This is a genomic window from Variovorax sp. LjRoot130 (assembly GCF_964253755.1).
Taxonomy (GTDB): domain Bacteria; phylum Pseudomonadota; class Gammaproteobacteria; order Burkholderiales; family Burkholderiaceae_C; genus Variovorax.
Genome location: NZ_CAXURM020000001.1, coordinates 704,507 through 729,955, shown reverse-complemented (window position 1 = coordinate 729,955; position 25,449 = coordinate 704,507). Strand labels below are relative to the sequence as shown.

The following is a 25,449-nucleotide window of genomic DNA, read 5'->3' as shown; positions in this document are numbered from 1 at the left end:
CCCGGCGGCTCATGCTGCCCCCCCTTCCTGCGCCGCGGCATCGGGTCCGAAGCCGAACAGCGCATCGAACTGGTCATCCTGCGGCAGGCCCTGGCTGGTCATGCCCGGGCCTCGTTCGGCCACCGGATCGGTGAACCACAGCGAGTGGCGCGCCACCGGCAGCGCCAGCGACGGCCCGTCGCCCTCGCCCGCCTCGGCCGTAAAGCCCGCAAACAATTCCTGCAGGCGCGCATCGAAGCGCTGCGCATCGAGATCGTGCTCCAGCCCTTCGAGCGCGGCCTGCGCGGCCAGCGTCCACCAGTGCTGCGTGCGCGCCAGCACAGCGCCATGCAGCTCGGGGCGCGAGGACACCAGCTCGGCTGCGATTGTGAAGGGAAAGTAGCGCCCCACGCCGTCGACCGAGGGCATCATCACGCCGAGCCAGCCGCCGGCGCCGATCACGCCCTCGCCAAGCACGAAGCACCAGAGCGGCGCCTGGAGATAGCGCTCGGTCCAGTCTTCGCGCCGCGCGCGCAGCCGCGTGAGCCCATGCTGCAGCCAGCGGTCCCAGGCGTTGCGGAAGGGCTCGGGCAGACGGCGGCTCGCAAAGTCGCCCATGCCGGGCAGCTTGCCGAACCAGCCCGGCGCCATGTTCGAAGCGGCATCCTGTTGCGAATTCACAAGCCCTCCGGACACGCGAACTCCCGCAGCTCGCGCAAGCGGATCGGATGCTGCACGCTGTTGGTCGTCACCTCGAAGCGCGTTTTGCGGGCACCGATCTGGAAGGTGATGAAGAATTTCTCGGGCGCGTCGCCGGCTTCGAGCTGGCCGTCGTCGAGCACGCGGAACAGGGCCCACGGCCCGTCGACCGCCATGCCCGAGCTGCCGCTGGTCGATGGCGGGCTGACCTGCACGCGCACCTGGTTGCTGCCCTTGGGGCCGGGCCATTGCACCGCCATCGGCACCACCGGGCCGTGCGCGTATTTCACGAGCTGGCCGTCGACGTCGAGGATGAACTGCGTGATGCCGGCATCCATCTCGACCGGCTTGAAGTCCAGCCGCATGGCGGGCGTGCGGCCGGCGGCGCGGAAGAAGATGTCCTTGATGCGCGCCGCGCGCTCGAACTGCGCGATCGCCTGCGCCGTGATCGCGCCCTGCTCCGCCACCGGCTTGTAGCGCCAGGGCCGCGTGCTGGTGTCGACCAGCGCAGCCAGCCGCTTCTGGAAGAAGTCGTCCATCAGGCCGCCGGGACCGAACATCTGGCCGAAGTCCTCGGGCAGCACGTCGCGCTTGCTGCTGGTGACGAAGGGATAGCGCCCGGCGATCGCGCGGGTGCAGAACTCGGTCACCGGACGCAGGTCCTGGCTCAGGCTGCCGCGCTCGGCCACGCGCGCCTGCGTGGCGCCGGCCTGGCTCAGGTTCTCGACCATGGTGCGCACCGGTTCCGGCAAGCGCCCGGCATCGGACTTGAGCTTGCCGGCCACGTCGCCGGGCGGCGGCGAGCTGCGGCTCTTGACCGCGGTGTCGACTGCGTTGAGGTAGACGTAGACCTCATTGAAGAGCTTGAGCGCATCGTCGATCGGCGCCGGCCCGTTCGGCGTGGGCGAGGTGACGAGGCGGCGCAGCGGCTCGAAGCGGTCGTCGACGATGCTCTCGATGCGCCTGGGCGCGGCCGCCGGCTTGCTGGGATCGCCGCCGAACAGGTCTTCCAGGCCCTTGCGCGTGTTGCGCACGGTCTCGGTGGCCTTGCTCACCACGTCCTTGCTGGTCTCGGCCGGCGTCAGCGTGGTCTCCTTGACCACCGCGCGCAGGAAGCTGGCGAGCGGCGAGCCGGTGCCCGAGAGGATGCGCGCGGTCTCGATGTTCTTCTCCAGGCCGGTGGCGCGCACCAGGCGCACATCGGACAGGAGCGCCTCCCACACCTTGACGTACTCCTCGAGGTAGAGCCTGCGCACGCGGTCGGTCAGTGCGCCGAGCGCGGCGGCGTCACGCAGGCGGTCGGCCGTGCCGCGCTCCTGGCCGAGCACCCACGGGTCCTCGTTGGCGAGCAGGCCGGTGAGCACCGTGACCTCGTTCTGGAAGCGCTTGTGGTAGCCGTCGTAGGTGAACATGCCCGGCACGCCGTCGGCGAGCGGCTTGCCGCTGATGCGCTCGAACACCAACGGGCCCGCGGGGCCGGCGGCGGTCGCGACGCTGAAGGGCGGGATGTCCTTGCCGAGGCGCTGGCGCTTCAAGCGGCTGAACACGCGCTGCTCCAGCGGATAGCTCGCGAGCACCGCGCGCACGTTGCGCACCAGGTTCTCGTCCATCTTGAGCGGCGAGCGCGGCGGGCCCTGGGCGATCAGCACGTCCAGCTGGTCCTCGAGCAGCTTGCGCTGTTCTTCGGGAATGCCGCGGTCGAGGCTGCGCGCCCAGTCGAGCGTGATCCAGGCCTTGAGCGCATCGGCATCGAAGCGCTCGGGCTGGTGCAGCATCAGGTAGGTCTTGAGCGCCTCGTAGCTGAACTCGAGGTTGTCCTTCTGCGCGGTGCGCAGCTGGTCCTCGATGCGCTTGGCGAGCTGCGGCAGGAAGGCCTCGTTGAGCGCGCGCTGGTGCGCCAGCATCGCGGCGGCATCGAGCTTGTCGCCCTGGTAGAGGCCGAGCGTCATCGACAGCGGCTCCTCGCCTTCGCGGTTCTCGGGCGCCTTCCAGATGTTGCGCAGCGCCTGCAGCACCGGCGCGACCTCGACCAGGTTCGACACGCGCGAAGGCAGCGCTGCCAGCGTCTGCCGCGCCGGCTCGACGCGCGCCTCGACGGCCTTCAGGTAATTCATGTTCTGCCAGGTGCTGTAGCCCCAGCCCGCGAGCAGGGCGACGGTGATCAGCGTCATCGCGGCCACGCCGGCCAGACGCAGCGTGTTGCGGCGGCGTTCGAGCTTGACGTCGGCGCCGGCGAGGCGCTGCTCGGGAAACACCACGTCGCGCAGCAGCGAGGTGAGGAAGTAGCTGCGCCCGCTGCTCTTCTGCGGCGGGAGCATGGCGCGTTCGAGCCCGAAGCTGCGCGCGAGGCTGCCCATCACACGGTCGATCGGGCTGCCTTCCTGCGTGCCGCTGGTGAAGTAGACGCCGCGCACCCACGGCGGCTGCGCGAAGCGCGAGCCGGTGAAGACCTGCTCGAGCAGGTCGGACAACAACGGCCCGATGGAGCCGAACTGCGCCGGAAAACCGAAGATCGCGGCGCGCCGCGTGCCGTCGGTCTCGCGCTGCATGCGCTGGATCAAGGCGTCGTTGACGCGATCGTGCAGCAAGCCGAACTCGCGCTGGAAGGCGGTGGCGAGCCCCTTCTCGTCGACCTGCGCGCCCTCCTCGGCCGGCAGCGTGAAACCGAAGACCTGCGCGCGCTGCTCCTTGCCCAGATCGGCGAAGTATTCGCTGAAGCCGTAGAGCAGGTCGCTCTTGGTCACGAACACGTAGACGGGCAGGCGCGTCGTGAGCTTGGCGTCGAGCTCCAGCAGCCGCGCGCGGATCGAGGCCGCGAGCGTGCTGCGCGCCTCGGTGCCCTGGCTCAGCAGGTCGGCCACGCTGACGGTGAGGAACACGCCGTTGAGCGGGCGCCGCGGCCGCACTTTCTTGAGCAGGCCGAGGAAGCCTTCCCATGCGCTCTTGTCTTCCGTCTGGTGACTGTCTTGCGTGGTGTAGCGGCCGGCGGTGTCGATCAGCACCGCGTCGTCGGTGAACCACCAGTCGCAGTTGCGCGTGCCGCCGACGCCGCGGATGGCGCCGGGGCCGAACTTGTCGGCCAGAGGGAACGAGAGGCCGGAGTTGATCAGCGCCGTGGTCTTGCCGGCGCCGGGCGCGCCGATGAACAGGTACCACGGCAGGTCGTAGAGGTAGCTGCCGCCCGAGAGCGAGAGCCAGTCGCGCCAGCCGGGCTTCTTGCCGGCCGCGTGCAGGCGCATCTGCTTCAAGGTGGCCACGGCCTCGGTGAAGCGCGTGTTGAGCACCTTCTGCTCGCCGTTGTCGGCGGCCGCCGCGGGCTGCGCGGTGGGCGCCTTCATGAGGCCGTCGGTCAGATGCTGGCTGGCCTTGCGCGTGCGCCAGCGGCGGTAGACGGCGCGCAGCACCACCAGCAGCACGATGATGCCGATCAACACCGCGCGCGCGAGCTCGCTTTCGAGCGGGGCCAGCGCGCCGATCTTGATCAGCGGGCCGATCCACCAGATCAGCAGTGCGACGACGACGAGGGCCAGCGCGGTCAACAGGAGGGGATGGAAGAGCCATCCGAAGAGCTTTTTCATCGCTTCGCTCCCGCGAGTTCGGCGGCCACCTGGTCCGGCGGGCTCAGGAGCACGATGTCGACGCGACGGTTGCGCGCGCGGTTGGCCGGCGTGTCGTTGGCCGCGACCGGCTCCGCATCGGCCTTGCCGTCGGAGCGCATGCGGGCCGGCTCGATGAAGCTGGAGAGCGCGCCCTTCACCGCATCGGCGCGCGCGGCCGAGAGATGCCAGTTGGACGGATAGCGCATCGAGCGGATCGGCTGGTTGTCGGAATGGCCGGTGATCAGCACCTCGCCCTTGACCTCGGCCAGCGCTTCGCCGATGCGCTTCAGCACCGGCAGCGACTGCGCCATCGGGTCGGCGCTGCCGGAGCCGAAGAAGCTGTCGCCGCGCAGCCGCACGGTGCTGCGGTCGGCCTCGTCGGTGACGGTGACCAGGCCCTGCTTGATCTCGGGCTCGAGGAACTTCGCGAGCCGCGGCGACTTGGCCAGAATGGCGGGCGGCGCGATCTGCAAGTTGGGCACGCGCAGGCTGGAGACCGCCGCGTAGGTGGTGTCGGAGCGGTGGTTGAGCGTGAGCCGCAGGCCGAACCATGCGAGCGCCAGCAAGAGCGCGAAGCCGGCCGCGAACACCCACATCGGCAGCGACTCGCGCAAGCGCGCCGAGCCCGTGCCCTGCCCGCGCCAGTGCGGCGAGAGCTCGGCTTCGACCGGCGGGCGGTCCTTGGCGATCAGGTCGGCCAGGCGCTGGCGCACGGTGTCGAGCTGCGCGCGGCCGTTGTCGATCACGCGGTAGCGGCCTTCGAAGCCGAGCGCGAGCACGCTGTAGATCAACTCGAGCAGTTGCCGATGCGTGGGCACGTCCTGCGCGAGCTTGGCCAGGAGCTGGAAGATCTTTTCGCCGCCCCAGGTCTCGTTGTGGAACTGCACCAGGAGGCTCTGCTTGTTCCAGCCGCCCTGCACGCCCCAGGGCGTGTTGGCCACCGCCTCGTCGAGTGCGGTGCACAGGATGTAGCGCGCGGCCAGCACCGTTTCGTTGGAGATGCCGGCGCGGCGCGCGGCGGTGTCGAACTGGTTCACCGCATCGGCCGTCGATGCCCGCAGCGACTGCACGTTGGGCGCTTGCGCCAGATTGCGCAGCTTGCCTATCAGCACCAGCAGCTTCGCCGCGGACGACACCAGCGGATTGAGCAAGCCCAGCTCGCCCACTTCGGCCGGCAGCGGATCGGCGCCACCGCCCATCGACGTGGGCGGCGCGGCCGGCGTGTTGCCCCCGGGCGCGCGCGGCTTGGGCTTGATGACCGTGCGCTCCGACTCGAAGGCGGCGAAGGGGTCCGGGGTGGTCATGGTGGTGCTCCGGCAGGGGCGCGGGCGAGACGATTACGAGCGAATGGCCCAGAACGCGAGGTCGAGGCCGGGGAAGTCGCCCGCGATATGCATCGCGACGCCGCCCGACTGTTCGAGCTGGCGCCAGAGATCGCTGTTGCGCGTGTCGAGTTCGAAGTAGTTGGCGCCCGAATGAAAGGGGATCTGCCGCGGCGCCACCGGCAGCGGCATCAGCGTGACGCCCGGCAGCGCGAGGTTGACCAGGTCGCGGATGCGCTCCACCGGCGCGATCTTCACCTGTGTGGGGAAGCGCGCACGCAGCGCCTCGCTCGGCATCTGGGCGTTGACCGCGAGCACGAAGGTGGCGTTGCGCTGCAGCTCGACATCGGGAATCACAGCCACGCGCACGCCGTGCTTGCGGTCGTGCAGCTCGATGCGGATGGCCGATTGCTCCAGCACCATCGACAGGCTGCGCCGCAGGTCGTCCATCACCGGCTTGAAACTCATCGCCAGGTCGTCGTGGATGTAGGGGCCGAAGCGCGCGACGCGGCGCGAATCGCGAAAGCTCGCCAGGTCGCCGGCCAGCGCCAGCGCGTGTTCGTAGAAACGCTGCGGGTGCAGCATGGCGCTCTTGGCCAGGTGCGCGAACACGGCCTCGTTGCGATTGACCGTCTGCAGCAACATGAAGTCCGCGATCTCGGCCACGCCGCCGGTGCCGCCCTGGCTCATGCGCCCGGCCAGCGCCTCGCCGCGCTGGCGCAACAGGCCCAGCAGCTCGTCGAGCCACGCGCGGATGACGGCATGACCCGCCACGTCGAGCAGCGGCGGCAGCAGCACGCGATCGAGCTGCACCTGGTTGTCGACGCGCCGCTCGACCACACGCGAGACATTGAGCGTGGTCCAGGCATCGGTCGCGTCGCCGGCGCGCATCAGGCGGGTGTGCAGCTGGCCCAGTTGCAACATCGCGGTGCGTTCGCCGGCGGTGTTGGAATCGGGCACGTCGGACTCCAGCACGCGATGGCGCACCAGGTCGTCGTACGCCTCGGCATCGGCCTCGCGCGCGCCCGCGCGGCGCAGCGGCAGGGCCAGCACGACGGCCTCGTCGCGCATCGTGCTCGAGATGTCGATGGGTTCGGGCAGCGGATCGACCGACGGCATGTCGAACACGGTGCCGTCGCCGAACACGCCTACTGCGCGCACCAGCGCCAGCTTGCCCAGCGAGAGCGCGGCCTGGTCGATCTCGAGCTCGGCAAAACCCCAGGCATATGGCGTGGTGCTTCGCAACAGAAGATGCCGCGCATGATCGGCATGGCGCTCGCTTTGCTGCAGGTGCTGAGGCTGCAGCAGCATCCCCTCGCTCCAAACCACTTTAGTTCGCCAACTCATCCGCGCTCCGTCGACGGCGGGGGCTCCCGCCTGGGTGGAAACATCTAGTTTCCGGCGCACCGGAGGCCAGGCAAATCTGGCTAATGGCCTAGGCGCAGCGACCGGGATAGTGCTAAGGGGCTAGGCGCAATGAAGCACGAGCCCCTGCAGAAATACGAATTGCCATGGCGATGGCGCGGGCGGATATTCGTTGGCATGTCCGCCCCACGTGCCGCCGACGATCCAGCCGACATGGGCGCGGTCGTGTGCCGGCTGCTCGGGATGCTGGTGGTGGGGTTTGTCCTATTTGCACTGACGGCGGCCGCCCCTGCGCAGGCCCAGCCGGCCGACAAGCGCATCGCGCTGGTGATCGGCAATGCGCGCTATCCGAAGGTGCCGCTGGACAACCCGGAGAACGACGCGCGGCTGATCGCGAACAACCTGCGCAAGCTGGGCTTCGATGTCAACGAGCAGCTCAATGTCAACGTGCTGCAGTTCAGGCGCGCGCTGCGCGAGTTCGCGCGCCGGGTGCAGGAGGACGATGCCATCGCGGTGCTGTACTACGCCGGCCACGGGGTGCAGATCGACGGCCGCAACTACCTGCTGCCGGTCGACATCAACCTGCGCGACCAGGAGGAGGTCAAGGACGAGTCGGTCGACATCGAGGAGCTGTTCCTGAGTCGCATCGAGAAGGCACGCTCGCACCCGCGCATCGTGATCCTCGATGCTTGCCGGGACAATCCTTTCGCCGGCAAGACGCGCAACATCCGCTCCGCCGGCGGGCTGGCGGAGATGGGTGCGCGCGGCACCTTGATCGCGTTCGCCTCGGCGCCCGGCGCACCGGCCGAAGACGGCCCGAGCGGCCGCAACAGCGTCTACACCAAGCACCTGGCCGTGGAGATGATGGTCCCCGGCCTCGAGGTCGAGCAGATGTTCAAGAACGTGCGCGTCAAGGTGCTGCGCGACACCCGTGAGCGCCAGCTGCCCTGGGTCAACACCTCGCTGACTTCGAACTTCAGCTTCAACCCGCAACGCAACCCGCCGCCGGCCCAAGAGCAGCCGGGCCGCGAGGCGGCGCGGCAGCCTCAGGTTCGCGAGCCCGCGGGTCGGCGCTTCGAGCCGAACGAACTCGAGAAGCAGCTCGAGCGCGCGCAACGTGAACTCGACGCCGGGCGCGCAACGGCGCCGCCATCCATCCCGCCACCGGCGCCGCCGCCACAGCCGGCCGCAAAGCCGGCCGCACAGCCGCCAGCACTTCCGGCCCCACAGGTGGCCGCGCTATCGCCCCCCGCGAGCAGCACCACGCCCGCCTCGGCAGCGCGCAAGTTCCTGGACCGCGCCGAGGTGGAGCAGCTCCTCGTCGGCAAGACGCACACCCTCAAGGACAGCACAGCGGGCTACCTGATGCGCTGGGACATGCGAAGCGGCGGCCTTATTTATTACAACAGCCAGAGCATCGGCAACGCGAGCAGCAACGGCTCGGGCCGCTGGGAGCTGAAGAACGACGGGAGCCTCTGCGCCAGGTTCAACCCCGTGCCGCCGAGCCGGCTGACCGACGCGCGCAGGCCCGACGACGGCTGCTGGTATTTCTTCCGCGAAGGCGAGAAGCTCATGCGCGCCGGCGCGGCGGCGCCCGAGGCGCAGCCGCAGGCGGAGATCGTGAAGATCCAGTAAGCCCGGCGCCTCACTCGGCGCGAATGTCGTTGGCCTTGACCACCTCGCCCAGCAGCTTGTAGTAGTCGCGCGTCAGCGCCCCCAGCTGCTCGGGCGTGCCGCCGCCGGCTTCGTCGCCGCGGTCGGCAACGGTCTTCTGCACGCCCGGGTCCTTGAGGGCGCTGTTCATCGCCGTGTTGACCTTCTTCACGATGTCGGCATTCAGGCCGGCCGGGCCGTACAGGCCGATGAAGGAGATGACCTGGAAGTCCTTGATGCCTCGCTCCGCGGCCGTGGGCACGTCCGGGAAGGCCGGCACGCGCTTGGGGCCGGTCGCCATCAGTGCCTTGAGCTGGCCGGACTTGAGGAAGGGCGCGACCACGGACGAGGCATCGAACATGCAGGGGACGCGCCCCGCGATCAGGTCGGTCATTGCCGGGCTGCTGCCCTTGTACGGCACATGGCTCATCTTTGGCTTGCCGATGCGCTCGCGGAACAGCTCCATCGCCGTCTGCACCAGGCTGCCGGGCCCGCCGGACGCGTAATCGACGGTCTTGCCCTCCTTGTCCTGCGCCTTGACCCAGGCGATGAATTCCTCGAGGTTCTTGACCGGCAGGCTGGCCGGCACCACCAGCATCAGCGACGAGGTCAGCGTGAGGCCGATGGGCGTGAGCTTGAGCGGATCCGCCACCGGCGTGTTGCGGTAGGTGTGCGGGTTGAGCACCATGTTGCTGCCGTTGCCCACCAGCAGCCTGTAGCCGTCGGGCGCTGCCTTCGAGATGAAGTCGGTGGCAATGTTGCCGTTGACGCCGGGCTTGTTGTCGATCACCACGCTCTGGCCCAGGCTGCTCTGCATGCCGGCGATGAGGATGCGCCCCGCGAAATCCGTCTGCCCGCCGGGCGGATAACCCACCACCAGCGTGACCGGCTTGGCGGGCCAGGCGCCCTGGGCGGCGGCGAATCCGGGCAGCATGCTCGCGCCGAGGCCACCCAGCCCGAGCTGCAACGCGGTGCGCCGCGAAAGAGAGACGTTCGACTCGATCGGCATCATGGTCTTCTCCAGACGTTGGCAAATTCGACCCGGCCCATCTTAGGATCGTGCCGGGTGCCTCACAAGCCTCACCGGGCCGCGCCGGCGCCGGTCGAAAAGTTGAAGCTCCTGGCGAAGGACACGCCGTCGTTGGTGCCGGCGATCCTCACCGCGTAGGCAGTGTTCGGCATCAAGGAGGCGTCGGGAATGATCAGCGCCTTGTTGGCAGCCAACACGCCGTTCGGATCGTTGTCACTGGTCATGGCCGGCCGGAGCACCACGGGCACGTTCCCCGACAGCGTCTGCATCGATGCCGAGGAGATCGCGAGCGTCTGTCCGGTTCGCACGGCCACCAGCAGGCCGTGGCCAAGCGGGCTGGCCCGCAGGTCGCGGCCCGGCACCGGATTGGGGGTCTCGTTGGTGATCTCGAAAAAGACGCCGCTGGTCCCTTCGCAGGGATAGGTGAGCACCTGGTCGCTGGCAGGCTCCTGGCGGCCGGCGGCCGGCGTGAAGCCCAGGTTGAACTGCTGCACGGTGCGCGGGCCGAAGATGGCAGTGGTGCCGAGTTCATCGCTGCCGCGCAGCGCGATCCCGATGTCGCGAAAGCCGCCCAGCATGCCGACCTGGTGGTACGGCAGCGCGAGCAGCGCCCGCACGCCGAAGACGCCCGTGCCCGCGATCGAGCCGGAGTAGTACAGGCTGGAGATTTCGTCGCCCACGCCGCCGGCCGAATAGCCCGCGGCCGAGACCCTGTCCGCCGGGTTCACGCCCGTGAAGCCGGACGTGCCCGGCGTCTCCTGGTGGGTCAACTGGTTGTTCACGATCTGCCAGTCCGCGTGCGCTTTGGCAGCGGCATCGAGCTGGGCGTTCTGCGCGAGAAGGCCGAATCCGCAGCGCTCGCGCTCCGCGTTCAGCAGTGCAAAGGCCTGGTGGCCCTCCGAAGAAGCGCCGTAGGTGTCGGGGGGGACGGAAGTCACCAGCGTCGAGGGCAGCGCTCCGTCGGCCGGCGCGCTCGGCGGGGTCTGGGTCGACGCTGTAGAGCCCGGCGGCAGCACCGCCACGCCCCCGCCCCCGCCGCCACCCCCGCCGCAGGCTGCGATCAACGCACAGAAGATGGTTGCGAGCGCATGGCGCCAGCCGTAAGCGGATATGGAAAAGGAAAGCGAATGCGTCATGGCGCCATGACGTCACGAAATCGCGAACCTTCCTGTCAGAGCGCGGCCATCGTTGACGTAGGTAGGCCGAACTCGGAGCGATGCCAACGCTAGGCAAGTCCCGGGCAGACGCGAAAGGCATGGCCGGCTAAGCTGAGACCGACGGCGCATTCCTGCCGTAGCCACTCAACCAAGGAGCAGACATGCCTCGCTATCTGGTCGAACGCACCTTTCCCGAAGGCCTCGAGATCCCGGTGACCGATGTCGGCGCGCGGGCCTGCGGCATGGTGATCGCCAACAACGCCAAGAGAGGCGTGACCTGGGTCCACTCCTATGTGAGCAAGGACCATCGCAAGTCCTTCTGCGTCTACGACAGCCCGAACCCGGAGGCGATCCGCGAGACGGCGGGCGACAACAGCCTGCCGGTGGACACCATCACGGAAGTCACCGTGCTCGACCCCTACTTCTATCGGGCCTAGGCGCGCACTCTCTTGATTCAAACCTCCCGCGCGGCAGACAGGAGCTTGGCGCCGAGCAGCGCCATGATGCCGCCGGCCGCGCGGTCGATCCAGGTCTTGTAGCGCAGGTAGGCCGAGCGCGGCGCGGCCGATGACAGCGCCAAGGCCACGATGGCATACCAGCCGGTCTCGATGCAGAAGATGACGACGGGCAGCGCGAGCGCCAGCGACAGGGGCACGTCGCGCGGCAGGAAGGCCGCGAAGATGCTGGCGTAGACCACGGCCGTCTTCGGGTTGCTGATCTGCGTGGCCAGGCCCAGCAGCAGCGCACGCCGGCCGGGCTGCCGGTTGCCGCCCGGCGCCTGCGCCTCGGCGACGTCCAAAGGTTGCTTCGCGCCGCGCCAGATGCGGATGCCGAGATACACCAGGTAGAGCCCGCCGAGCAGCTTGATCGCGAGGTACAACGCCGGCACCGCCAGAAAGGCCGCCTGCAACCCGACCAGCGCGGCGACCGCGAAGGCGATGCCGCCGAGCCCCATGCCCAGCGCCGCGGCCAGCCCATCGCTGCGCGACGCAACGGCCGTGCGCGCGACCATGACGAAGCTCGGGCCGGGGCTCATGGCGCCGACGATCATGGCGCCGGCGATGCCGAGCAGCGGGAGGGTGATGTCCATGGTTGTGCTTTCGCTCCAAAAGCGCGATGGTAGGTGCTTGTCTTCAGGCCCGCGGATCACAGGAGAAAACCATGCTTCAGAAGTCACCGATGTACGCGTACATCCCGGCGCAAGACGTCGCCCGTGCGAGGCAGTTCTACGAGCAGAAGCTCGGCTTCAAGCCCACGGCGGAAGTGGACGACGGTGTCGTCTACGAGTGCGCAGGTGGCACCAGCTGCTTCCTGTACCCGACGCCCAACGCCGGCACCTCCAAGGCCAGCCAGGCTTTCTGGCAGGTCGAGGACATCGAGAGCGAAGTGGCCGAACTGAAGACGCGCGGCGTCGTGTTCGAGGACTACGACATGCCGGGGAAGGACGAGAACGGCATCGTGAACCAGGGCGGGGCGAAGGCTGCTTGGTTCACGGATACGGAGGGGAACATCATGGCGGTGATACAGGGCGTTTGAGGGGCGCCGATTGGCTTCGCTCCTGCCCCGCCATTGCACAAACTGAGTTGCACATGGCGCCCCGGTGATGCAATCCCGTGGGCGCAGAACGACCTACTTTGCGGTCTTGATGACGGTCCCGACAGGCAGGTTCTTCACGTGGTACTTGCCTGGCAGCTCATCGAGCTTGACCAGGCTGTTGCGCGCCATGATGACGCCCATGGACGGCTCCTGCTCGATGAACACCACTTCGCCCGCCTTGACCGAAACAGGTGTTTCTGCCCAGTTCTCGGCCTTCGAGTAGATCTTGTGCTGCCCCGGCGGCAGCGTGAAGTAGATGTACTGGTTGCCTCGCGTGAAGCCCATTTCGGAAGCGGGCTCCTGATCGTCGACGAAGACATTGAAGCGGATCATGCTGCCCACCGACGAGGGGCGCACGACATAGACCATTGCCTCGCCCGCGACGGGCAGCTTCGGAAGCTGGTAGTTGGCGGTCGCAGCCTTCATGGCCTCCGGCGAGGGCAAGCTCGCGCAGCCGGTGAGGACAACTGCCGCACATGCCAGCGCGGCGATGGTGATTGACTTCTTGATATTCATTCGATGCACTTTCTGGTTGTTGAAATCGATAGGCCAGGCTGTACGAAGCCCGGCAGAGGTGGGGTTGTCGTCAGCGAAAAGCACTGACGCAAAGGTCGCAGGGACCGTTCAGCTTGAGTTCCACCGAGCTAGCGGAAGGCGATTCAGAACTCACCAAGCGCCGCTCCGTCGATGGGCTTTTGCAGCCATTTCGCGATATCGCCGCCGAGCGCGTAAGTCACCACGCCGCCGCTGCCCTGCGCTGCCGCGCCGGTCTGGCCCAGGGTCAAAGCGCCGGTCCCGGCGCCGCTGCCGGCGATGGCCACATGGCCTTCCTGGCGTGCCGCCGCGAGGGTCGCGGTGCTGTTCGTCGTGAGGTTGTAGGGCGCGACCTGATAGAGCCGCTCGTCGCTGCCGAAGGTGTGTTCCTTGACGTAGCTGTGAACGGCCGTTCCGGTCTGAACCGTGGGCGCATCGACCGTCAGGCCGACGTTGGCGATCGTGCCGCCGGTCACGCTGAGCGCGCCGCCGGCCAGGATCTGGCTCATGTCGTTGGTGCCGCCGGCGACCTGGATGCTCATCGCGCCGCCTGAGAGGATCCTGGCCGGCGCGGAGCTCTGCAGCACCGGCGTGGACGTGGTGACGGTGTAGTCGAAGGCGTCGTAGATCGAATAGAGGCGCGATGGCTTGTCGCCGTCGGGTCCCCGGACCACGCCCGTCATGGTGTGGATGAAGGTCAGCGTGGCCTCGTCCAACTGCGTGTGGGCCTGGCGGTAGGCCTGCCACCGGTCGTACTCGGCCTGGGTGACCGGGTGGTCAAAGGGCACCAGCACGTTCTCCGCGACCTCGGCGCCGTTCGAGACCCAGACGCCCTCCTGGCCCACGGTGATGTCGGGATGCACCCTGCCGATGAAATCAGCCGGAAGGTCTTCGGCGGGCGGCGTGACGCCGAAGGTGGCCCAGATGGGGTCGGTGCGCGAATACCAGGCGCCGGGCATGGCCGTCGTCTCGCAAGTACTGGCTTCGCCGCCCGTGCAGGTCTGGTAGCTGCGATCGGCGCTGTTGGCCGGGCTCTGGAGGTAGTAGGGGCGGAAGCGCTCGAGCGGGTAATCGGGCGAAGGCACCAGCAGACGGACGTTGGGGCTGCTGCCGGGCAAGAGAGGGTTGGACGCGGCTGCCGCGGTCCAGCCGTTCCAGCCGGTGTCAGGGAACTGGATGTAGCCGCCGAAGCCGAAGAGGACCTCGCTGTCCTTCCAGCGCTGGCTGCTGCCGGGAGTCATGTATTCGACGAAGTGCTCGCTGGGGCCCGGCTGCAAGGTCCAGGTGACACCGCCATTGGTGTTGTTCAGTACCGCTGTCTTGATGTCGGCGTTGCCGGTCGCCTCGATGGTCGACGCATGGTTGTTCAGGGTGGCTGCCGCGCCGGTGGCATGGCCTGCGGCATCCAGGCTGCCGCCGATGAAGAGATTGCCGTCGCTGAAGATCAATGATCCGTCGCGGTTGTGGATCGTTTGCGCGCCGATGTCCAGACGCCAGCGCGCGGCGATGGTGGCAGCGCTGGTCACGCCGTTGACGGTCTCGGCCAGGTTGTTGAGCGTGCCGACACCGATCGAGACCTGATCGCCATAGATGCGGCCGGTGCCGATGTTGGTGAGCGTGTTCGCGTTGATGCGTGTAACGACGCCGTCGATGACGCCGCGGTTGGTCACGGTGCCGCTCGCGTTCAGGGTGGTGATGTAACCCTGGATGTCGCCCGTGGCGGTGTTGTCGATGTTGCGGCCCGCGAGCAGCAGCTCGTTGCCGGCCGCGAGCCGACCGCTGTTGGTGATGTTGCCGCTGGTGCTGAGACTCAGATTGCGATTGGCGATGGTCTCGCTGCCCGCGGCGATCACGACGTCCTGGTTCAGCGCGAGACGCATGTCGCCCTTGGACAGCAGCTTGCCGTCGAAGCTGAGCGCGCCGGCATCGACGGCGAGCGCCTTGCCGGCCAGGAGCGTGCTGCCGGTGTTCTTGACGGCGAGGGTCTTGGCGCCGGGGTTCGCTGCGTTCGGGTCGACGACGGACAGCGTATCGCCGGCGGAGATCAGGCCGCCGGCGCTGTTGTCGACGCTGCCGGCGCTCGTGAGGGTGGCGTTCAGGTCGGCGCGGATGGCGCCCGATGCATTGGTCAGACTGGCCGTGGTGATTGCGACGTTCTTGCCCTCGATGCCCTCCTCGGCGCCGGAGGTGGCGGTATTGCCGATGCTGCCGGCGTTGAGTGTGGTCGTGCCGCTCGAACGGATCAGGGCGCCGGTGTTGTCGATGGCGCCTGCACCCGCGTTGATGCTCAGGTCGCCCACGCCCAAGGTCTGGCCGCCACGGTTGTCGTAGGTAGCGCCGCGCGTGTTGATGGCTACCGTCGATTGGCCCAGCACGATGCCGCCTGCAGCGTTGGTCACCGCCTGGGTATTGGCGACCAGCGCATCTTTCGCGCCGATGAAGCCGGCGTTGTTGTTCAGGGCCCCACTGTCCAGCGTCAGCGTGCCGGCGCTGGTGATGCCGCCCTGCCCCGTCGCGTAGCCCGCCGCGTTGGTGTTCGTGAGCGCCTGCCCGTGGGTGTCGACGGTCATCGCGCCGCCCGACTGGATCAGGCCGGCATTGTTGTCGAGCGCGCCCGACTGGACATCGACCGTGGTCGTGGCTGCCATGGTGCCCTGGACGTTGGTCAACGCCTGGCCGTGCGTGGCGACGCTCAGGCTGTTGCCGAACACCTTGCCGGCGCTGTTGTCCAGGCCGGTGTTGCTCAGCACGGTGGCACCGCCGGCTTGCAGGCTGCCGGTGCTGTTGTCGGTGATGCCTGCGGTGGTGACGCGCAGGTCGCCGTTGACCGCTGCGGTGGTGCCGCGCGTGTTGTCGAGGCTCGCGGCTTCGACGGTGGTGTTGCCGTTGGCGACCAGGGTACCGTCGACGTTGGTCAGGGTACCGGCGACGGTCGCGCCGAGATCGCCGACCGCGGTGATACGCCCTTCGGCGCTGTTGTTCAGGCTGCCGGCATTCAGCGTGGTGTTGCCGCCGGCGCCGATCTCGCCCTTGTTGCTGTTGTCGAGCATGGCGCCGACCGTCAGGCCGAGGTTCGAAGTCTCGGCCGCACGGAGGGTGCCGCCCTGGTTGCTCAGGCTGCCCGCGGCGACGGCGGTGTTGCCGTTGCTGGCGATGGTGCCGGCGTTGTTGTTCAACGCGCCCACCACGGTGATGCGCGTGGCGCCCGCTTCGCCCTGGACGATCTTGCCGCCCTGGTTGCTCAAGGCGCCGGCATCGATGGTGATCTGCTTGGCGTAAGTGCTGCCGCCGTCCTGGTTGAAGACGCCCGCAAGGTTGACGACCAGCGCCCCGTTGCCGGTGATCTGGCCGCTGGCGCCGCTGTAGCTGCCGCCGCCAATGCTCAGGCTGCCGCTGCCCGCGTGCTCGATCTTGCCGCCGGTGTTGGCGAAGCTCTCGGCCGAGAGGCTCAGGTCCTGGCCGTTGGTGGCGATGCGGCCCTGGGTGTTGTCGATGGCGCCCGAGGTGGCAATGGTGGTGGCGCCGGTGCCAGTCTGGACGATCTCGCCGTTATTGGTGTTGGCGATGTTCGAGGCGCGGAGGTCGAGCTGACCCGCATTGAGCTGGCCGGCGTTATTGATCAGCGTTTGATCAGGCTGCGCATTGGCGGTCACGCTCAGCGTGCCCGGCGCAAAAAAACGGCGCGCGTTTTCTCGTGGGCCTTTGGCCCTCGACCTCCCCTGAACACCATCACTGACCCCGACCCTTCTTCTTGCTGAGGCGCGCATTCTGGCGACCAGGGTCGAGGCATCAAGCTGCGCGGCAAGAATCTCCGCGCTTTCGTGACCGAATGCGCAGCGGCGGGATCCCGCGTGAAAGCTCGCTTAAGTCGTTCGTGTTATGAGGCCGAGGCCGCGCTCAGGGCCTGCCGTCGCGCAACACCGCCACCTGCTCCGCATGGCTGCGCTCGATGCGTTCCAGCCGGGCCGCGCGCGCTTCTGCATTGACCCACTTCGCGGCGAGCGCGCGCCGCTTCGCAAGCTGGTAGTCCAGCTCGGCCGCCGCCAGCAGCGCCGTGTTGTCCGCCGCAACGTAGCCGAAGGGCGCATGCAGCGACTTCAGCACCTCGCGCTCGCCGTCGCCGCGCGGCCCCTTGGTGCGGCCGTAGTCGACCAGAAAGTCCTGCAGCTTCTTCTGCAACGCGAGGGGATGGGCGCGCCGCATCACGAACACGGCCGGAGGAATGGGCTCGGACTGCCAGATCACGTGGAGCCGATCGGCCTCGGCCGGAAACTGCTGCCTGAAGCGCTCGAAGTCGATCGTGTTGTTGGTGGCCACGTCGGCATCGCCATTCGCCACCGCGAGCGCGGTGGCCTGGTGCGTGTCGACGATCTCGCTCTGGAAGCGCGTCTCCATCGCGATGCCGTTCGGCAGGAAGAGCTGGAGCTGCGGCACGATGAAGCCCGACACCGAGCGGCTGTCGCCGCGCGCCAGGCGCCAGCGTTCGGGGCGGGCCAGCAGCTCCTTCAGCGAATTGTGGGCGCCTGTCTTGCGCGCGAGCAGCACGGCGCGACTGTCGGGCAGGCCGTCGACCCGCGCCACCTGGGCCACCACGTTCATGCGCCGTTCTGCGACGTCATCGAGCGCCAGTTTGGCCGACAGCAGCGCGAAATCGACGTCGTCGCGCCGGAGGGCCTGGGCCAGCGATTCGTAGGAGGTCACGGAGAGCACGCTCACCGGCCGGCCGAGCGCGCGGCTCAGGTCGTTAAGGAGCGGCGTCCAGTTGCCGCGCGACTCGACCGCACCGCCGACCGGCAGCACGCCGAAGCGGATGGCCGGCGGCGGCTCGGCGCGAAGGCTTTGTGCGAGCGCAGCAGCGGCTTGCCAGCCCAGCGCGGCAGCCAGGGTGCAACGCCACGCCGCGCGCAGCACGCACCGCCTCATGCGAGGCTCAGGGTGCGCCGTTGCGCAAGGCCGCCACCTGCTCGGCATACCCGCTCTCGATGCGCTGCAGCCGGGCCTGGCGCGCCGCCTCGTTGACCCACTGCGAGGTCATGGCGCTCTGCCTGGCGAGCTGGTAGGCGAGCTTGGCGGCCGGCAACAGCGAACTGTTGTCGGCCGCGACGAAACCGGCGAGGTCGTGCAGCGACTTCAGAACGGCGCGCTCGGCGTCGCCGCGCGGCCCCTTGGCGCGCGCGTAGTCGACCAGGAAGGCCTGCACCTTCTTCTGGAACTCGGGGCTGTACTCGCGCCGCACCACCAGTTGCGCGTGCGGGATCAGCTCCGACTCCCAGATCACCTGCAACCGATCGGCCTCGGCCGGGAACTGGAGCTTGAAGCGCTCGAAATCGGCCGTGTTGTTGGTGGCCACGTCGGCCTCGCCGTTGGCCACCGCCAGCGCCGTCGCCTGGTGCGTGCCCACCACTTCGCTGGCGAAGCGCGTCTCCATCGCAATGTGGTTCGGCAGGAAGAGCTGGAGCTGCGGCACGATGAAGCCCGACACCGAGCGGCTCTCGCCGCGCGCCAGGCGCCAGCGCTCGGGCTGGGCCAGCAGGTCTTTCAGCGTGGTGAACTTCCCGGTCTTGCGCGTGAGCAGCAGCGCGCGGTAGCCGGGCAGGCCGTCGTGGCGCGTGACCTGCGCCACGACGTTCATCCGGCGCTGCGTGACGGCATCGAGCGCCATCTTGCCGGACAGGAAGGCCATGTCGACCTGGTCGCGCTGGATCGCCTGCTCGAGCGCCTCGTAGGAAGTGACCGAGAGCACGCTGACCGGCCGGCCGATGGCGCGGCTCAGGTCTGCGAGGAGCGGCTCCCAGTCGTTGCGCGATTCGAAGGCGCCGCCCAGCGGCAGGATGCCGAAGCGCAGCGACGCCGTGTTGGCGGCTGCGGCCGTGCCCGCAGTCTGGGCCGCGGCCGCGAGCGGCGCGCCCAGCAGCAACGCCAGCGCGCAGCGCCCCAGCAGGGCGGCGGCGCGCCGTGCCATCATCCGCAAACGCCCGGAATGCGGGGCGGGAGAAGCAAGGGGAGCACCGGCGGCGCAATGGACAGGAAATTGCATCTTCTTCTGGAACGCGTCGGCTGGGGGCCTTGGGGCTGGTCAAAGCGGTTCTGTCGAGAACACAATTAGAAACCAACTTCGATCAGATTCGTGACGTTTTTCTCTAGACATGTACTTAAGTCGGTGGTTGACACACAAGTCGCCAGGCGTCTGATGCGCCCATGAACTGGCCCTTTCGCGCCCTCCGCCTGCTGATGCGCCTGACGCTGGCGCAGCAGCTCGTGCTGCTGGCGCTCTTGCCCGCCATGGTGGCGACGCTGGGTGCGATCGCGGTGCTGACGCGCCAGCACCTCGCGAGCGTGACCGAGCTGATGCGCGCCAATGCGCAGACCGTGGCGCTGCAGGTGGCGACCGTGGCCCAGATCCAGCTCCACAGCATGGACCGCCGCGCGCTGCAGCGCACCGCGCAGTCCGGCAGCTACCAGCCGCACGTGCAGCAGGTGCAGATCTGGTCCGAAGACGGCGAGATCCTCGCCAATTCGGAAACCACCGACCGCGAGCGCAGCGAGGGCCTGCAGGTGGTGGCGCCGATCATCGGCGACGACGGCAAGCACACCGGCAAGGTGATGGTGGAGATCAGCCTCGACGCGGTGCAGCGCGCCAAGCGCTCGGTGTGGATCAACGTGGTGCTGGTGCTGGCGGCCAGCCTGGTGGGCGTGGGGCTGGCCGGCTGGTGGGCGGCACGCCGCATCAGCGCGCCGATCCGCGCCCTCGGCGAGGCGGTCGACCGGCTGGGCGCCGGCGAGGACGCGCAGGTGGCGGTCCAAGGCACGGCCGAGGTGCGGCACCTGCAACACGGCTTCAACGAGGCGGCGCGCGCGCTGTCGGAAAGCCGCGGCGAGCTGGAAAGCCGCATCGCCAACGCCACGGCCGAACTGGCCAGCAAGAACCAGCAGCTCGAGGTGGCGAGCCAAGCCAAGACGCGCTTGCTGGCCGCCGCCAGCCACGACCTGCGCCAGCCGCTGCACGCGCTGACGCTGTTCTCCGACGGCCTGGCCAACGGCGAGACCGACCCGGTGCGCCTGCAGCGCATCGGCCATATCCGCGAATGCGTCGAATCGCTGGACCGGCTGTTCTCGGAGCTTCTCAACCTCTCGCAGCTCGATGCCGGCGTGCTGCAGCCGCAGTGGGCGGACTTTGCGCTCGATCATCTGTTCGACGAGATCAGCCGCAACTTCCGGCCGGTGGCCGAGCAGCAGAACCTGCGGCTGGTGGTGCGCAAGACCGAGCTCTGGGTGCGCAGCGACTACGTGATGCTCTCGCGCATCCTGAACAACCTGGTGTCGAACTCGCTGCGCCACACCACCGAGGGCGGCGTGCTGATCGGCGCGCGCCGGCGCGGCCGCGGCATCCGCATCGACGTGGTGGACACCGGCGTCGGCATCGCGGCGCATCACCAGTCGCGGGTCTTCGAGGAGTTCTACCAGGTCGAGCCGCACGGCCGGCAGGGCCGCGACGCGCGCGGCATGGGCCTGGGCCTCGCCACCGTGCAGCGGCTGGCGGCGCTGCTCAACGCGCGCGTCGAGCTGAGCTCGCAGCCGCACAAGGGCACTTGCGTGCGCGTGATGGTGCGTGCCGCCGAGCCCGCGGCAGAGGCGCCGGTGGGCCCGGCAGCCCTGCCCCATGGCGCCGGCGGCGAGGACGAAGCGAGCCTGCGCGGCGTGCGGGTGCTGGTGATCGACGACGAGCGCACCATCCTCGAGGGCCTGCAGGTGGTGCTCTCGAACTGGGGTGCCGAGGTGATGGCCGCGCAGACCCGCAACGAGGCCCTGGCGCTGGCCGACGAGTGGGACCGGCCGCCCGACCTGGTGGTGAGCGACCTGCTGCTGCAAGGCGGCGACAACGGCCTCGATGTGCTGGCCGCGCTGGAGCGCCATCCGCGCGGCATCGGCGAGGCGACGGCACGCCTGCTGGTGACCGGCGAGACCAAGCCCGACCGGCTGCGCGAAGTGGCGAACTCGGGTGTCGCCGTGCTCTACAAGCCGGTGTCGCCGAAGCTGCTGCGGCAGGCGATCAATGCCCAGTTGGCGGCGGTGCGTCAGGCGGTGTTGTAGGAAGGTCCCGCCAGGGATACGACGTCGGAGATAGGCCGACAGGCCGCGAAGCCGTGCAGTCTTCCACGGCAATCCGGTGCCGTGCAGGCCGACATAAGCCCTCTGCCTTATCGCGCGAAGCAGGCCGCGTCCGTACATTGGGTCCATCACCCACTGCAGGTGCAGTTCATGTTTGCGAATCGATCTCCAGCGCTCTTTCAAGGGCTGCGCACCATCGCGGGCATGGCCATCGCCGTCCTGCTCGCCGGCGGCGCGAACGCGGCCGGGCTCACGGTGCTGGTGGCCGACGAGCTGGCGGCCCACACGGAGTTCGTTCGCCTGCTGCGCGAATCCCAGGAGGCCGGCAGCCGTTTCGATCTGGTCCGCCTGCCCGCCGGCGGCCCCGTCCCGGAGCTTGCGGGCGCCGGCGAAGACCGCGTGATGGCCGGCGTGCGCACCCGCGGCATGCGCCCGAGTGCTCCGGCGGAGGTTCCGGTCACGATGGCCGTCGGGCCGGTGGCGGCGCGCGCCGCCATCGAGCGGCCGGGCCAGGACCCGCTGGTGCTCGTGATGCTGAGCCGGCTCGACTACGAAAGCCTCAAGACAAGCCCCGCGCTGCGGCGCACCGACCGCCATGTCGGCGTGCTGCTGCGCGAGCCGGCAATGGCCGACCAGCTGACGCTCATCGACGCGGTGCTGCCGCAGAAGCGCCGGCTCGGCGTGGTGGCGACGGCCGAGTCGGAGCCGATCGTGCGCGAGCTGCAGCGCGCGGCCCAGGGCTGGGATCTGCAGGTCGAATACGCACCCGACGCGACCTCGCTGGCCTCGGTACTGCGCGTGCTGGTGCCGCGCAGCGATGCGCTCATGGTGCTGCCCGACCTGATCGGCGACAGCCAGGCCGCCACGCTCTCGGTGCTGCGCGCGGGCGCCGGCGCCGGCCTGCCGGTGTTCGGCACCAGCGACGGCCTGGTCCGCTCGGGCGGGCTTGCGGCCGCCGTCTCGACGCCGGGGCAGCTCGCGCTGCAGGCGCGCGCGCTCGGGCAGAAGGTGGCCGCCGCGCCGGCGGGCGCGGGCGTGCTGGTCGAGGCGGCGACGCCGGCCACGGTGCGCATCAACGCCACCGTCGCGCGCGGTCTGGGCCTGCGCATTCCGGAAGAGCGGGAACTGACCGAGCGGGTGACCGCCACCCGATGACCGCCCCGAGCCACGGTCTGGCCGTGCCCGCCTCCGCCGCACGACCGACGGACCCGCCCGCAACGGACGGCCGCACCGTCGTGGTCGGCGGCAGCCTCCAGCGCGACCTGTTCCGGCTCGGCGTGGTGCCCTGCGCGGCGGTGGCCATCGCGCTCACCGCCTGGTTCACCCACAGCCGCCTCGAGACGCTCGAAGCTGCCTTCAATGCCGAAGGCCAGGCCGTGGCGCGCCAGGTGGCCGCGATGTCCGACCTGAGCCTCTACGCCGGCGACCTGCCCGCGCTGCAGAACGTCGCCAACGCGGCGCTGCGCGGCGGCCAAGTGACGCGGGTGGAGATCAGCAACAGCGCCGGCGTCTACGTGACGGCCGGCCCCAAGACCGCGCCTCTGGCGCAGCTGCGCATGTTCACCGCGCCGGTCACGCTGCGCGAGGCCTCGCGCGCCAGCGCCTTCGCGCCCGAAGGCTCGACCGCCGCCGGCGAAACGCCCATCGGCCTGGTGCAGGCCTTCCGCGACACCACGGCCTATGCGCGCGAACGCACACGCTCGCTGATGGCGGGCATCGGCATCGCGATGATCGCGCTCCTGGCGGCGTGGGCCTGGGTGCGCCACACGGCGCGTGCGGTCGCACAGCCGCTGCGGCGCATCTCGCGCACCGTGGCGGCGCTGGAGGCGGGCCGGTTCGATGCGCGCTGCAACGTCGTCGCGCGCAACGCAGGCGAACAAAAGGGCGAAGCCGGCAAGCCGCGCGCGCGCCATGAGCTCGCCAACCTCGCCCACGACATCAACCGCCTGGCCGAGCGCCTGCAGCGCAACCGGCAGCAGAGCGAGGAGCAGGTGCGCGAAGCCACCGCCGTCGCGCTGCAGCGCATGGCCGAGGCCGAGCAGGCGGCCTTGTCGCGCGCCCGCTTCCTCGCCGCGGCCAGCCACGACCTGCGCCAGCCGCTGCATGCGATGGGCCTGTTCATCGACGGCCTGCTGCCCACGGCCACCGAAACGCAGCGGCCTGCCGTGCTGCGCCTGCAGGAGGGCGCCGAGTTCATGGGCGTGCTGCTCGACGATCTGCTCGAGATCTCGCGCCTCGATGCGCAGGTGCTGACGCCGGCGATCACCGACGTGTCGCTCGCCACGCTGTTCGACCAGCTCGATGCCCAGCATGCGGCGCGCGCCGCCGCCGCGCGCGTGCGGCTGGTGTGGATGGACCGCGGGCTCGCGGTGCGCACCGATTCGGCCCTCCTGCTGCGCATCGTCGGCAACCTGGTCAGCAATGCGATCCACCACACCTCGCCCGACGGCACGGTGCTGGTGCTGGCGCGACAGCGCGGCGGCAAGGTGCGCATCGAAGTGCGCGACAACGGCGTGGGCATCGCGCCGATCCACCAGGCGCGGATCTTCGAGGAGTTCTACCAGGTCGCGAACACCGAACGCGACCGCCGCCAGGGCTTCGGCCTCGGCCTCGCGATCTGCGCCCGCATCGCCGCGCTGCTCGGCACGCGCATCGCGCTGCGCTCGGCGCTGCAGGCCGGCAGCAGCTTCGCGCTGGAGCTGCCGCGCGCGAACCCGCGCGACGTGCTGCCGCTGGCTCCCGAGCCGCTGGCCGCGTCGCCGCTGGCCGGGCTGCGCTGCCTCGTGGTGGACGACGACCCGGCCATCCTCGATGCCAGCCGCGCGCTGCTCGGGCAATGGGGCTGTCTGGTGGAATGCGTGGCCACCGGCAGCGAGGCGCTGGAGCGGCTTGCCGACGCCGGCACGCGCTTCGACGTGCTGCTGTGCGACCTTCAGCTGGCCGGCGACGAGGACGGCATGGAAGTGATCGACGCCGCGCGCCGGCTGCAGCCCGATGCGCTGGCGGTGCTGGTCTCGGGCGCCACCGGGCCCGAGGTGCTGCAGCGGCTGCGCCAGGGCGGCGTGATGCTGCTCACCAAGCCGGTGGCGCCGGCGAAGCTGCGGGCGCTTCTGTCGACCCGCCGCAGCAACGCATGAGTTCAATAATGCAGCAATGCTCGACATCTCCGCCCTGAAAGACATCCGCCCCTTCATCGCGACGCCGAGCTACAACGGCGCGATGAGCTCGACCTACGTGCGCAGCCTGCTCGGCCTGGTGAACCTGGCCTGGAGCCACGGCTTCGCGATGCAGACCCGCTTTCTCGACGGCGACAGCCTGATCCCGCGCGCGCGCAACCGCCTCGTGGCGGAGTTCATGGCCGATGCACGCTGGACGCACCTGTTCTGGATCGACGCCGACATCGGCTTCGAGCCCGAGGCCGCGCTGCGGCTTCTGCTCGCCGGCCGCGAGGTGGTGGCCGGCGTCTACCCGCTCAAGAGCGACGGCTGGCCCGCCGAGGGCCTGCGCGCGCCGCTGCCCGCGGGCAGCACGCGCGAGGAGTTCGAGGTCCGCCATGCACGCTTTCCGGCCAACGCGCTGGAGGGCGATCGCACGGTGGACGCGGACGGCTTCGTCGAAGTGCTCGACGCGCCCACGGGCTTCATGCTGATCGCGCGCACGGTGTTCGAGCGGCTGGCCGCGGCCTGCCCCGAACTGCGCTACACGCCCGATGCCGCCACCGGCGACCTCGCCTCGCGCGCCTGGCCGCACTACCGCTTCTTCGACGTGATGGCCGAGCCGGACAACGGCCGCTACTTGAGCGAGGACTATGCGTTCTGCCGCCGCTGGCAATCGGTGGGCGGCAAGGTCTTCATCGATGCGCGCTCCCGCCTCACGCATCAGGGCCTGCGCACCTACACCGGCGACTTCGGCCGCGCGCTGGCGGCGCGATGAGGCGCGCGTGCGGAGGTGTAGGTGGGCCGCTCGTGCTCCTGCGCAAACTGCGGCCGCGTTCAACAGAATCGCCTCAAGCGTATTGCGCGAGGCCGTGGCCGAGGGACCAATTCTCTTTCGCGACCTCAACAAGGCTCACGAACACGTCCTCCGGCCGGATGCCGGGGCTTTCGCCGAGCAGCTCCGCGATCCGCCCGAACAGCGCCTTCTTCTGTTCCACGGTGCGGGTGTTGTTCACGGTCATCTGGATCAGCACGAGATCGTCGCTCCGGGCGATGCCAAGATAAGACGCGCCGTAGCGGAAGTTCGCAGCGTCATGCTCCCTGATGGTCATGAACTGGTTGTCTAAGGGCACGTTGAACGTTTCGTGCATCGCGCGGTAAAGGCTGTCGAAGATCGCCTGCCGGTAGGGTTCCGGCTTTCCGGCACGCAGTGAGATGTGAGTGAGCGGCATGCAAGTCCTTTCCATGTTG

General features: G+C 69.2%; 19 protein-coding genes. 7 read left to right on the top strand and 12 right to left on the bottom strand.

Features of this window, described 5'->3' with window-relative positions:
• Positions 1-9: 9 nt before the first annotated feature.
• From tagF to tssK, 4 genes are read right to left on the bottom strand one after another with little or no spacing between them, the layout of a single operon-like run.
• On the bottom strand, positions 10-660 hold the full coding sequence (tagF, locus tag ACSQ86_RS03730) for a type VI secretion system-associated protein TagF (RefSeq protein ID WP_436302724.1): 651 nt from the start codon (positions 658-660) through the stop codon (positions 10-12).
• Positions 657-4,256, bottom strand: coding sequence for a type VI secretion system membrane subunit TssM (gene tssM / locus ACSQ86_RS03725; protein WP_436302723.1), 3,600 nt, complete (start codon positions 4,254-4,256; stop codon positions 657-659). Before tssM ends, tagF begins: the two co-directional genes overlap by 4 nt.
• Positions 4,253-5,581 (bottom strand): DotU family type VI secretion system protein, encoded by a 1,329-nt coding sequence (locus tag ACSQ86_RS03720; RefSeq protein WP_436308513.1) that lies wholly within the window; start codon positions 5,579-5,581, stop codon positions 4,253-4,255. The genes tssM and ACSQ86_RS03720 overlap by 4 nt, the downstream gene beginning before the upstream one ends.
• Positions 5,582-5,614: 33 nt before the next feature.
• Positions 5,615-6,946, bottom strand: coding sequence for a type VI secretion system baseplate subunit TssK (gene tssK, locus ACSQ86_RS03715; protein ID WP_436302721.1), 1,332 nt, complete (start codon positions 6,944-6,946; stop codon positions 5,615-5,617).
• A 195-nt stretch (positions 6,947-7,141) separates the two neighbouring features.
• Between tssK and ACSQ86_RS03710 the strand changes: the two genes are divergently transcribed.
• On the top strand, positions 7,142-8,599 hold the full coding sequence (locus ACSQ86_RS03710) for a caspase family protein (protein ID WP_436308512.1): 1,458 nt from the start codon (positions 7,142-7,144) through the stop codon (positions 8,597-8,599).
• Between the two features lie 10 nt (positions 8,600-8,609).
• Here ACSQ86_RS03710 and ACSQ86_RS03705 read toward each other — a convergent pair whose 3' ends face one another.
• Positions 8,610-9,629, bottom strand: coding sequence for a Bug family tripartite tricarboxylate transporter substrate binding protein (locus ACSQ86_RS03705; protein WP_436295301.1), 1,020 nt, complete (start codon positions 9,627-9,629; stop codon positions 8,610-8,612).
• Between the two features lie 68 nt (positions 9,630-9,697).
• Positions 9,698-10,783 (bottom strand): CAP domain-containing protein, encoded by a 1,086-nt coding sequence (locus ACSQ86_RS03700; protein WP_436302719.1) that lies wholly within the window; start codon positions 10,781-10,783, stop codon positions 9,698-9,700.
• Positions 10,784-10,965: 182 nt separating this feature from the next.
• Between ACSQ86_RS03700 and ACSQ86_RS03695 the strand changes: the two genes are divergently transcribed.
• Positions 10,966-11,241, top strand: coding sequence for a DUF4242 domain-containing protein (locus ACSQ86_RS03695; protein WP_093110740.1), 276 nt, complete (start codon positions 10,966-10,968; stop codon positions 11,239-11,241).
• Between the two features lie 17 nt (positions 11,242-11,258).
• Here ACSQ86_RS03695 and ACSQ86_RS03690 read toward each other — a convergent pair whose 3' ends face one another.
• On the bottom strand, positions 11,259-11,894 hold the full coding sequence (locus ACSQ86_RS03690) for a LysE family translocator (protein ID WP_436295300.1): 636 nt from the start codon (positions 11,892-11,894) through the stop codon (positions 11,259-11,261).
• Between the two features lie 71 nt (positions 11,895-11,965).
• On the opposite strand from ACSQ86_RS03690, the gene ACSQ86_RS03685 reads away from it, so the two are divergent.
• Complete coding sequence (locus ACSQ86_RS03685) at positions 11,966-12,340, top strand: VOC family protein (protein ID WP_436302718.1); 375 nt, start codon at positions 11,966-11,968, stop codon at positions 12,338-12,340.
• A 93-nt stretch (positions 12,341-12,433) separates the two neighbouring features.
• Here ACSQ86_RS03685 and ACSQ86_RS03680 read toward each other — a convergent pair whose 3' ends face one another.
• The 4 genes from ACSQ86_RS03680 to phnD all read right to left on the bottom strand — a co-directional run bounded on the left by ACSQ86_RS03680 (position 12,434) and on the right by phnD (position 18,896).
• Complete coding sequence (locus tag ACSQ86_RS03680; protein ID WP_436302717.1) at positions 12,434-12,916, bottom strand: DUF2846 domain-containing protein; 483 nt, start codon at positions 12,914-12,916, stop codon at positions 12,434-12,436.
• Positions 12,917-13,059: 143 nt separating this feature from the next.
• The gene (locus tag ACSQ86_RS03675; RefSeq protein WP_436308511.1) at positions 13,060-16,587 is read right to left on the bottom strand and encodes a beta strand repeat-containing protein; all 3,528 of its coding nucleotides are present in this window, start codon (positions 16,585-16,587) and stop codon (positions 13,060-13,062) included.
• Between the two features lie 244 nt (positions 16,588-16,831).
• The gene (locus tag ACSQ86_RS03670) at positions 16,832-17,857 is read right to left on the bottom strand and encodes a phosphate/phosphite/phosphonate ABC transporter substrate-binding protein (protein ID WP_436308510.1); all 1,026 of its coding nucleotides are present in this window, start codon (positions 17,855-17,857) and stop codon (positions 16,832-16,834) included.
• 7 nt (positions 17,858-17,864) lie between these two features.
• Positions 17,865-18,896, bottom strand: a complete 1,032-nt coding sequence (gene phnD / locus ACSQ86_RS03665) for a phosphate/phosphite/phosphonate ABC transporter substrate-binding protein (RefSeq protein ID WP_436310253.1) — start codon at positions 18,894-18,896, stop codon at positions 17,865-17,867.
• A 236-nt stretch (positions 18,897-19,132) separates the two neighbouring features.
• Here phnD and ACSQ86_RS03660 point away from each other — a divergent pair, with 236 nt between their 5' ends.
• The 4 genes from ACSQ86_RS03660 (at position 19,133) to ACSQ86_RS03645 (ending at position 24,976) form a co-directional block, all read left to right on the top strand.
• Positions 19,133-21,025: an ATP-binding protein gene (locus tag ACSQ86_RS03660; RefSeq protein ID WP_436308509.1), complete on the top strand. Its 1,893-nt coding sequence runs from the start codon at positions 19,133-19,135 to the stop codon at positions 21,023-21,025.
• Between the two features lie 168 nt (positions 21,026-21,193).
• Positions 21,194-22,198 carry an ABC transporter substrate binding protein gene (locus ACSQ86_RS03655; protein ID WP_436302712.1) on the top strand — a complete coding sequence of 335 codons (1,005 nt, stop codon included), beginning with the start codon at positions 21,194-21,196 and terminating at the stop codon, positions 22,196-22,198.
• Complete coding sequence (locus ACSQ86_RS03650; RefSeq protein WP_436302711.1) at positions 22,195-24,180, top strand: ATP-binding response regulator; 1,986 nt, start codon at positions 22,195-22,197, stop codon at positions 24,178-24,180. Before ACSQ86_RS03655 ends, ACSQ86_RS03650 begins: the two co-directional genes overlap by 4 nt.
• Before the next feature lie 16 nt (positions 24,181-24,196).
• On the top strand, positions 24,197-24,976 hold the full coding sequence (locus tag ACSQ86_RS03645; RefSeq protein ID WP_436302710.1) for a hypothetical protein: 780 nt from the start codon (positions 24,197-24,199) through the stop codon (positions 24,974-24,976).
• A gap of 73 nt (positions 24,977-25,049) precedes the next feature.
• On the opposite strand, the gene ACSQ86_RS03640 is transcribed toward ACSQ86_RS03645, so the two are convergent.
• Positions 25,050-25,430, bottom strand: coding sequence for a tautomerase family protein (locus tag ACSQ86_RS03640; protein WP_436308508.1), 381 nt, complete (start codon positions 25,428-25,430; stop codon positions 25,050-25,052).
• Between the last annotated feature and the right edge of the window lie 19 nt (positions 25,431-25,449).

Bases quoted from the DNA above. Each gene is read 5' to 3' on its own strand.
- tssM (WP_436302723.1), bottom strand. From the start codon at position 4,256: ATGAAAAAGCTCTTCGGATGGCTCTTCCATCCCCTCCTGTTGACCGCG.
- ACSQ86_RS03720 (WP_436308513.1), bottom strand. From the start codon at position 5,581: ATGACCACCCCGGACCCCTTCGCCGCCTTCGAGTCGGAGCGCACGGTC.
- tssK (WP_436302721.1), bottom strand. From the start codon at position 6,946: ATGAGTTGGCGAACTAAAGTGGTTTGGAGCGAGGGGATGCTGCTGCAG.
- ACSQ86_RS03710 (WP_436308512.1), top strand. From the start codon at position 7,142: ATGTCCGCCCCACGTGCCGCCGACGATCCAGCCGACATGGGCGCGGTC.
- ACSQ86_RS03705 (WP_436295301.1), bottom strand. From the start codon at position 9,629: ATGATGCCGATCGAGTCGAACGTCTCTCTTTCGCGGCGCACCGCGTTG.
- ACSQ86_RS03700 (WP_436302719.1), bottom strand. From the start codon at position 10,783: ATGACGCATTCGCTTTCCTTTTCCATATCCGCTTACGGCTGGCGCCAT.
- ACSQ86_RS03695 (WP_093110740.1), top strand. From the start codon at position 10,966: ATGCCTCGCTATCTGGTCGAACGCACCTTTCCCGAAGGCCTCGAGATC.
- ACSQ86_RS03690 (WP_436295300.1), bottom strand. From the start codon at position 11,894: ATGGACATCACCCTCCCGCTGCTCGGCATCGCCGGCGCCATGATCGTC.
- ACSQ86_RS03685 (WP_436302718.1), top strand. From the start codon at position 11,966: ATGCTTCAGAAGTCACCGATGTACGCGTACATCCCGGCGCAAGACGTC.
- ACSQ86_RS03680 (WP_436302717.1), bottom strand. From the start codon at position 12,916: ATGAATATCAAGAAGTCAATCACCATCGCCGCGCTGGCATGTGCGGCA.
- ACSQ86_RS03670 (WP_436308510.1), bottom strand. From the start codon at position 17,857: ATGAGGCGGTGCGTGCTGCGCGCGGCGTGGCGTTGCACCCTGGCTGCC.
- phnD (WP_436310253.1), bottom strand. From the start codon at position 18,896: ATGGCACGGCGCGCCGCCGCCCTGCTGGGGCGCTGCGCGCTGGCGTTG.
- ACSQ86_RS03660 (WP_436308509.1), top strand. From the start codon at position 19,133: ATGAACTGGCCCTTTCGCGCCCTCCGCCTGCTGATGCGCCTGACGCTG.
- ACSQ86_RS03655 (WP_436302712.1), top strand. From the start codon at position 21,194: ATGTTTGCGAATCGATCTCCAGCGCTCTTTCAAGGGCTGCGCACCATC.
- ACSQ86_RS03650 (WP_436302711.1), top strand. From the start codon at position 22,195: ATGACCGCCCCGAGCCACGGTCTGGCCGTGCCCGCCTCCGCCGCACGA.
- ACSQ86_RS03645 (WP_436302710.1), top strand. From the start codon at position 24,197: ATGCTCGACATCTCCGCCCTGAAAGACATCCGCCCCTTCATCGCGACG.
- ACSQ86_RS03640 (WP_436308508.1), bottom strand. From the start codon at position 25,430: ATGCCGCTCACTCACATCTCACTGCGTGCCGGAAAGCCGGAACCCTAC.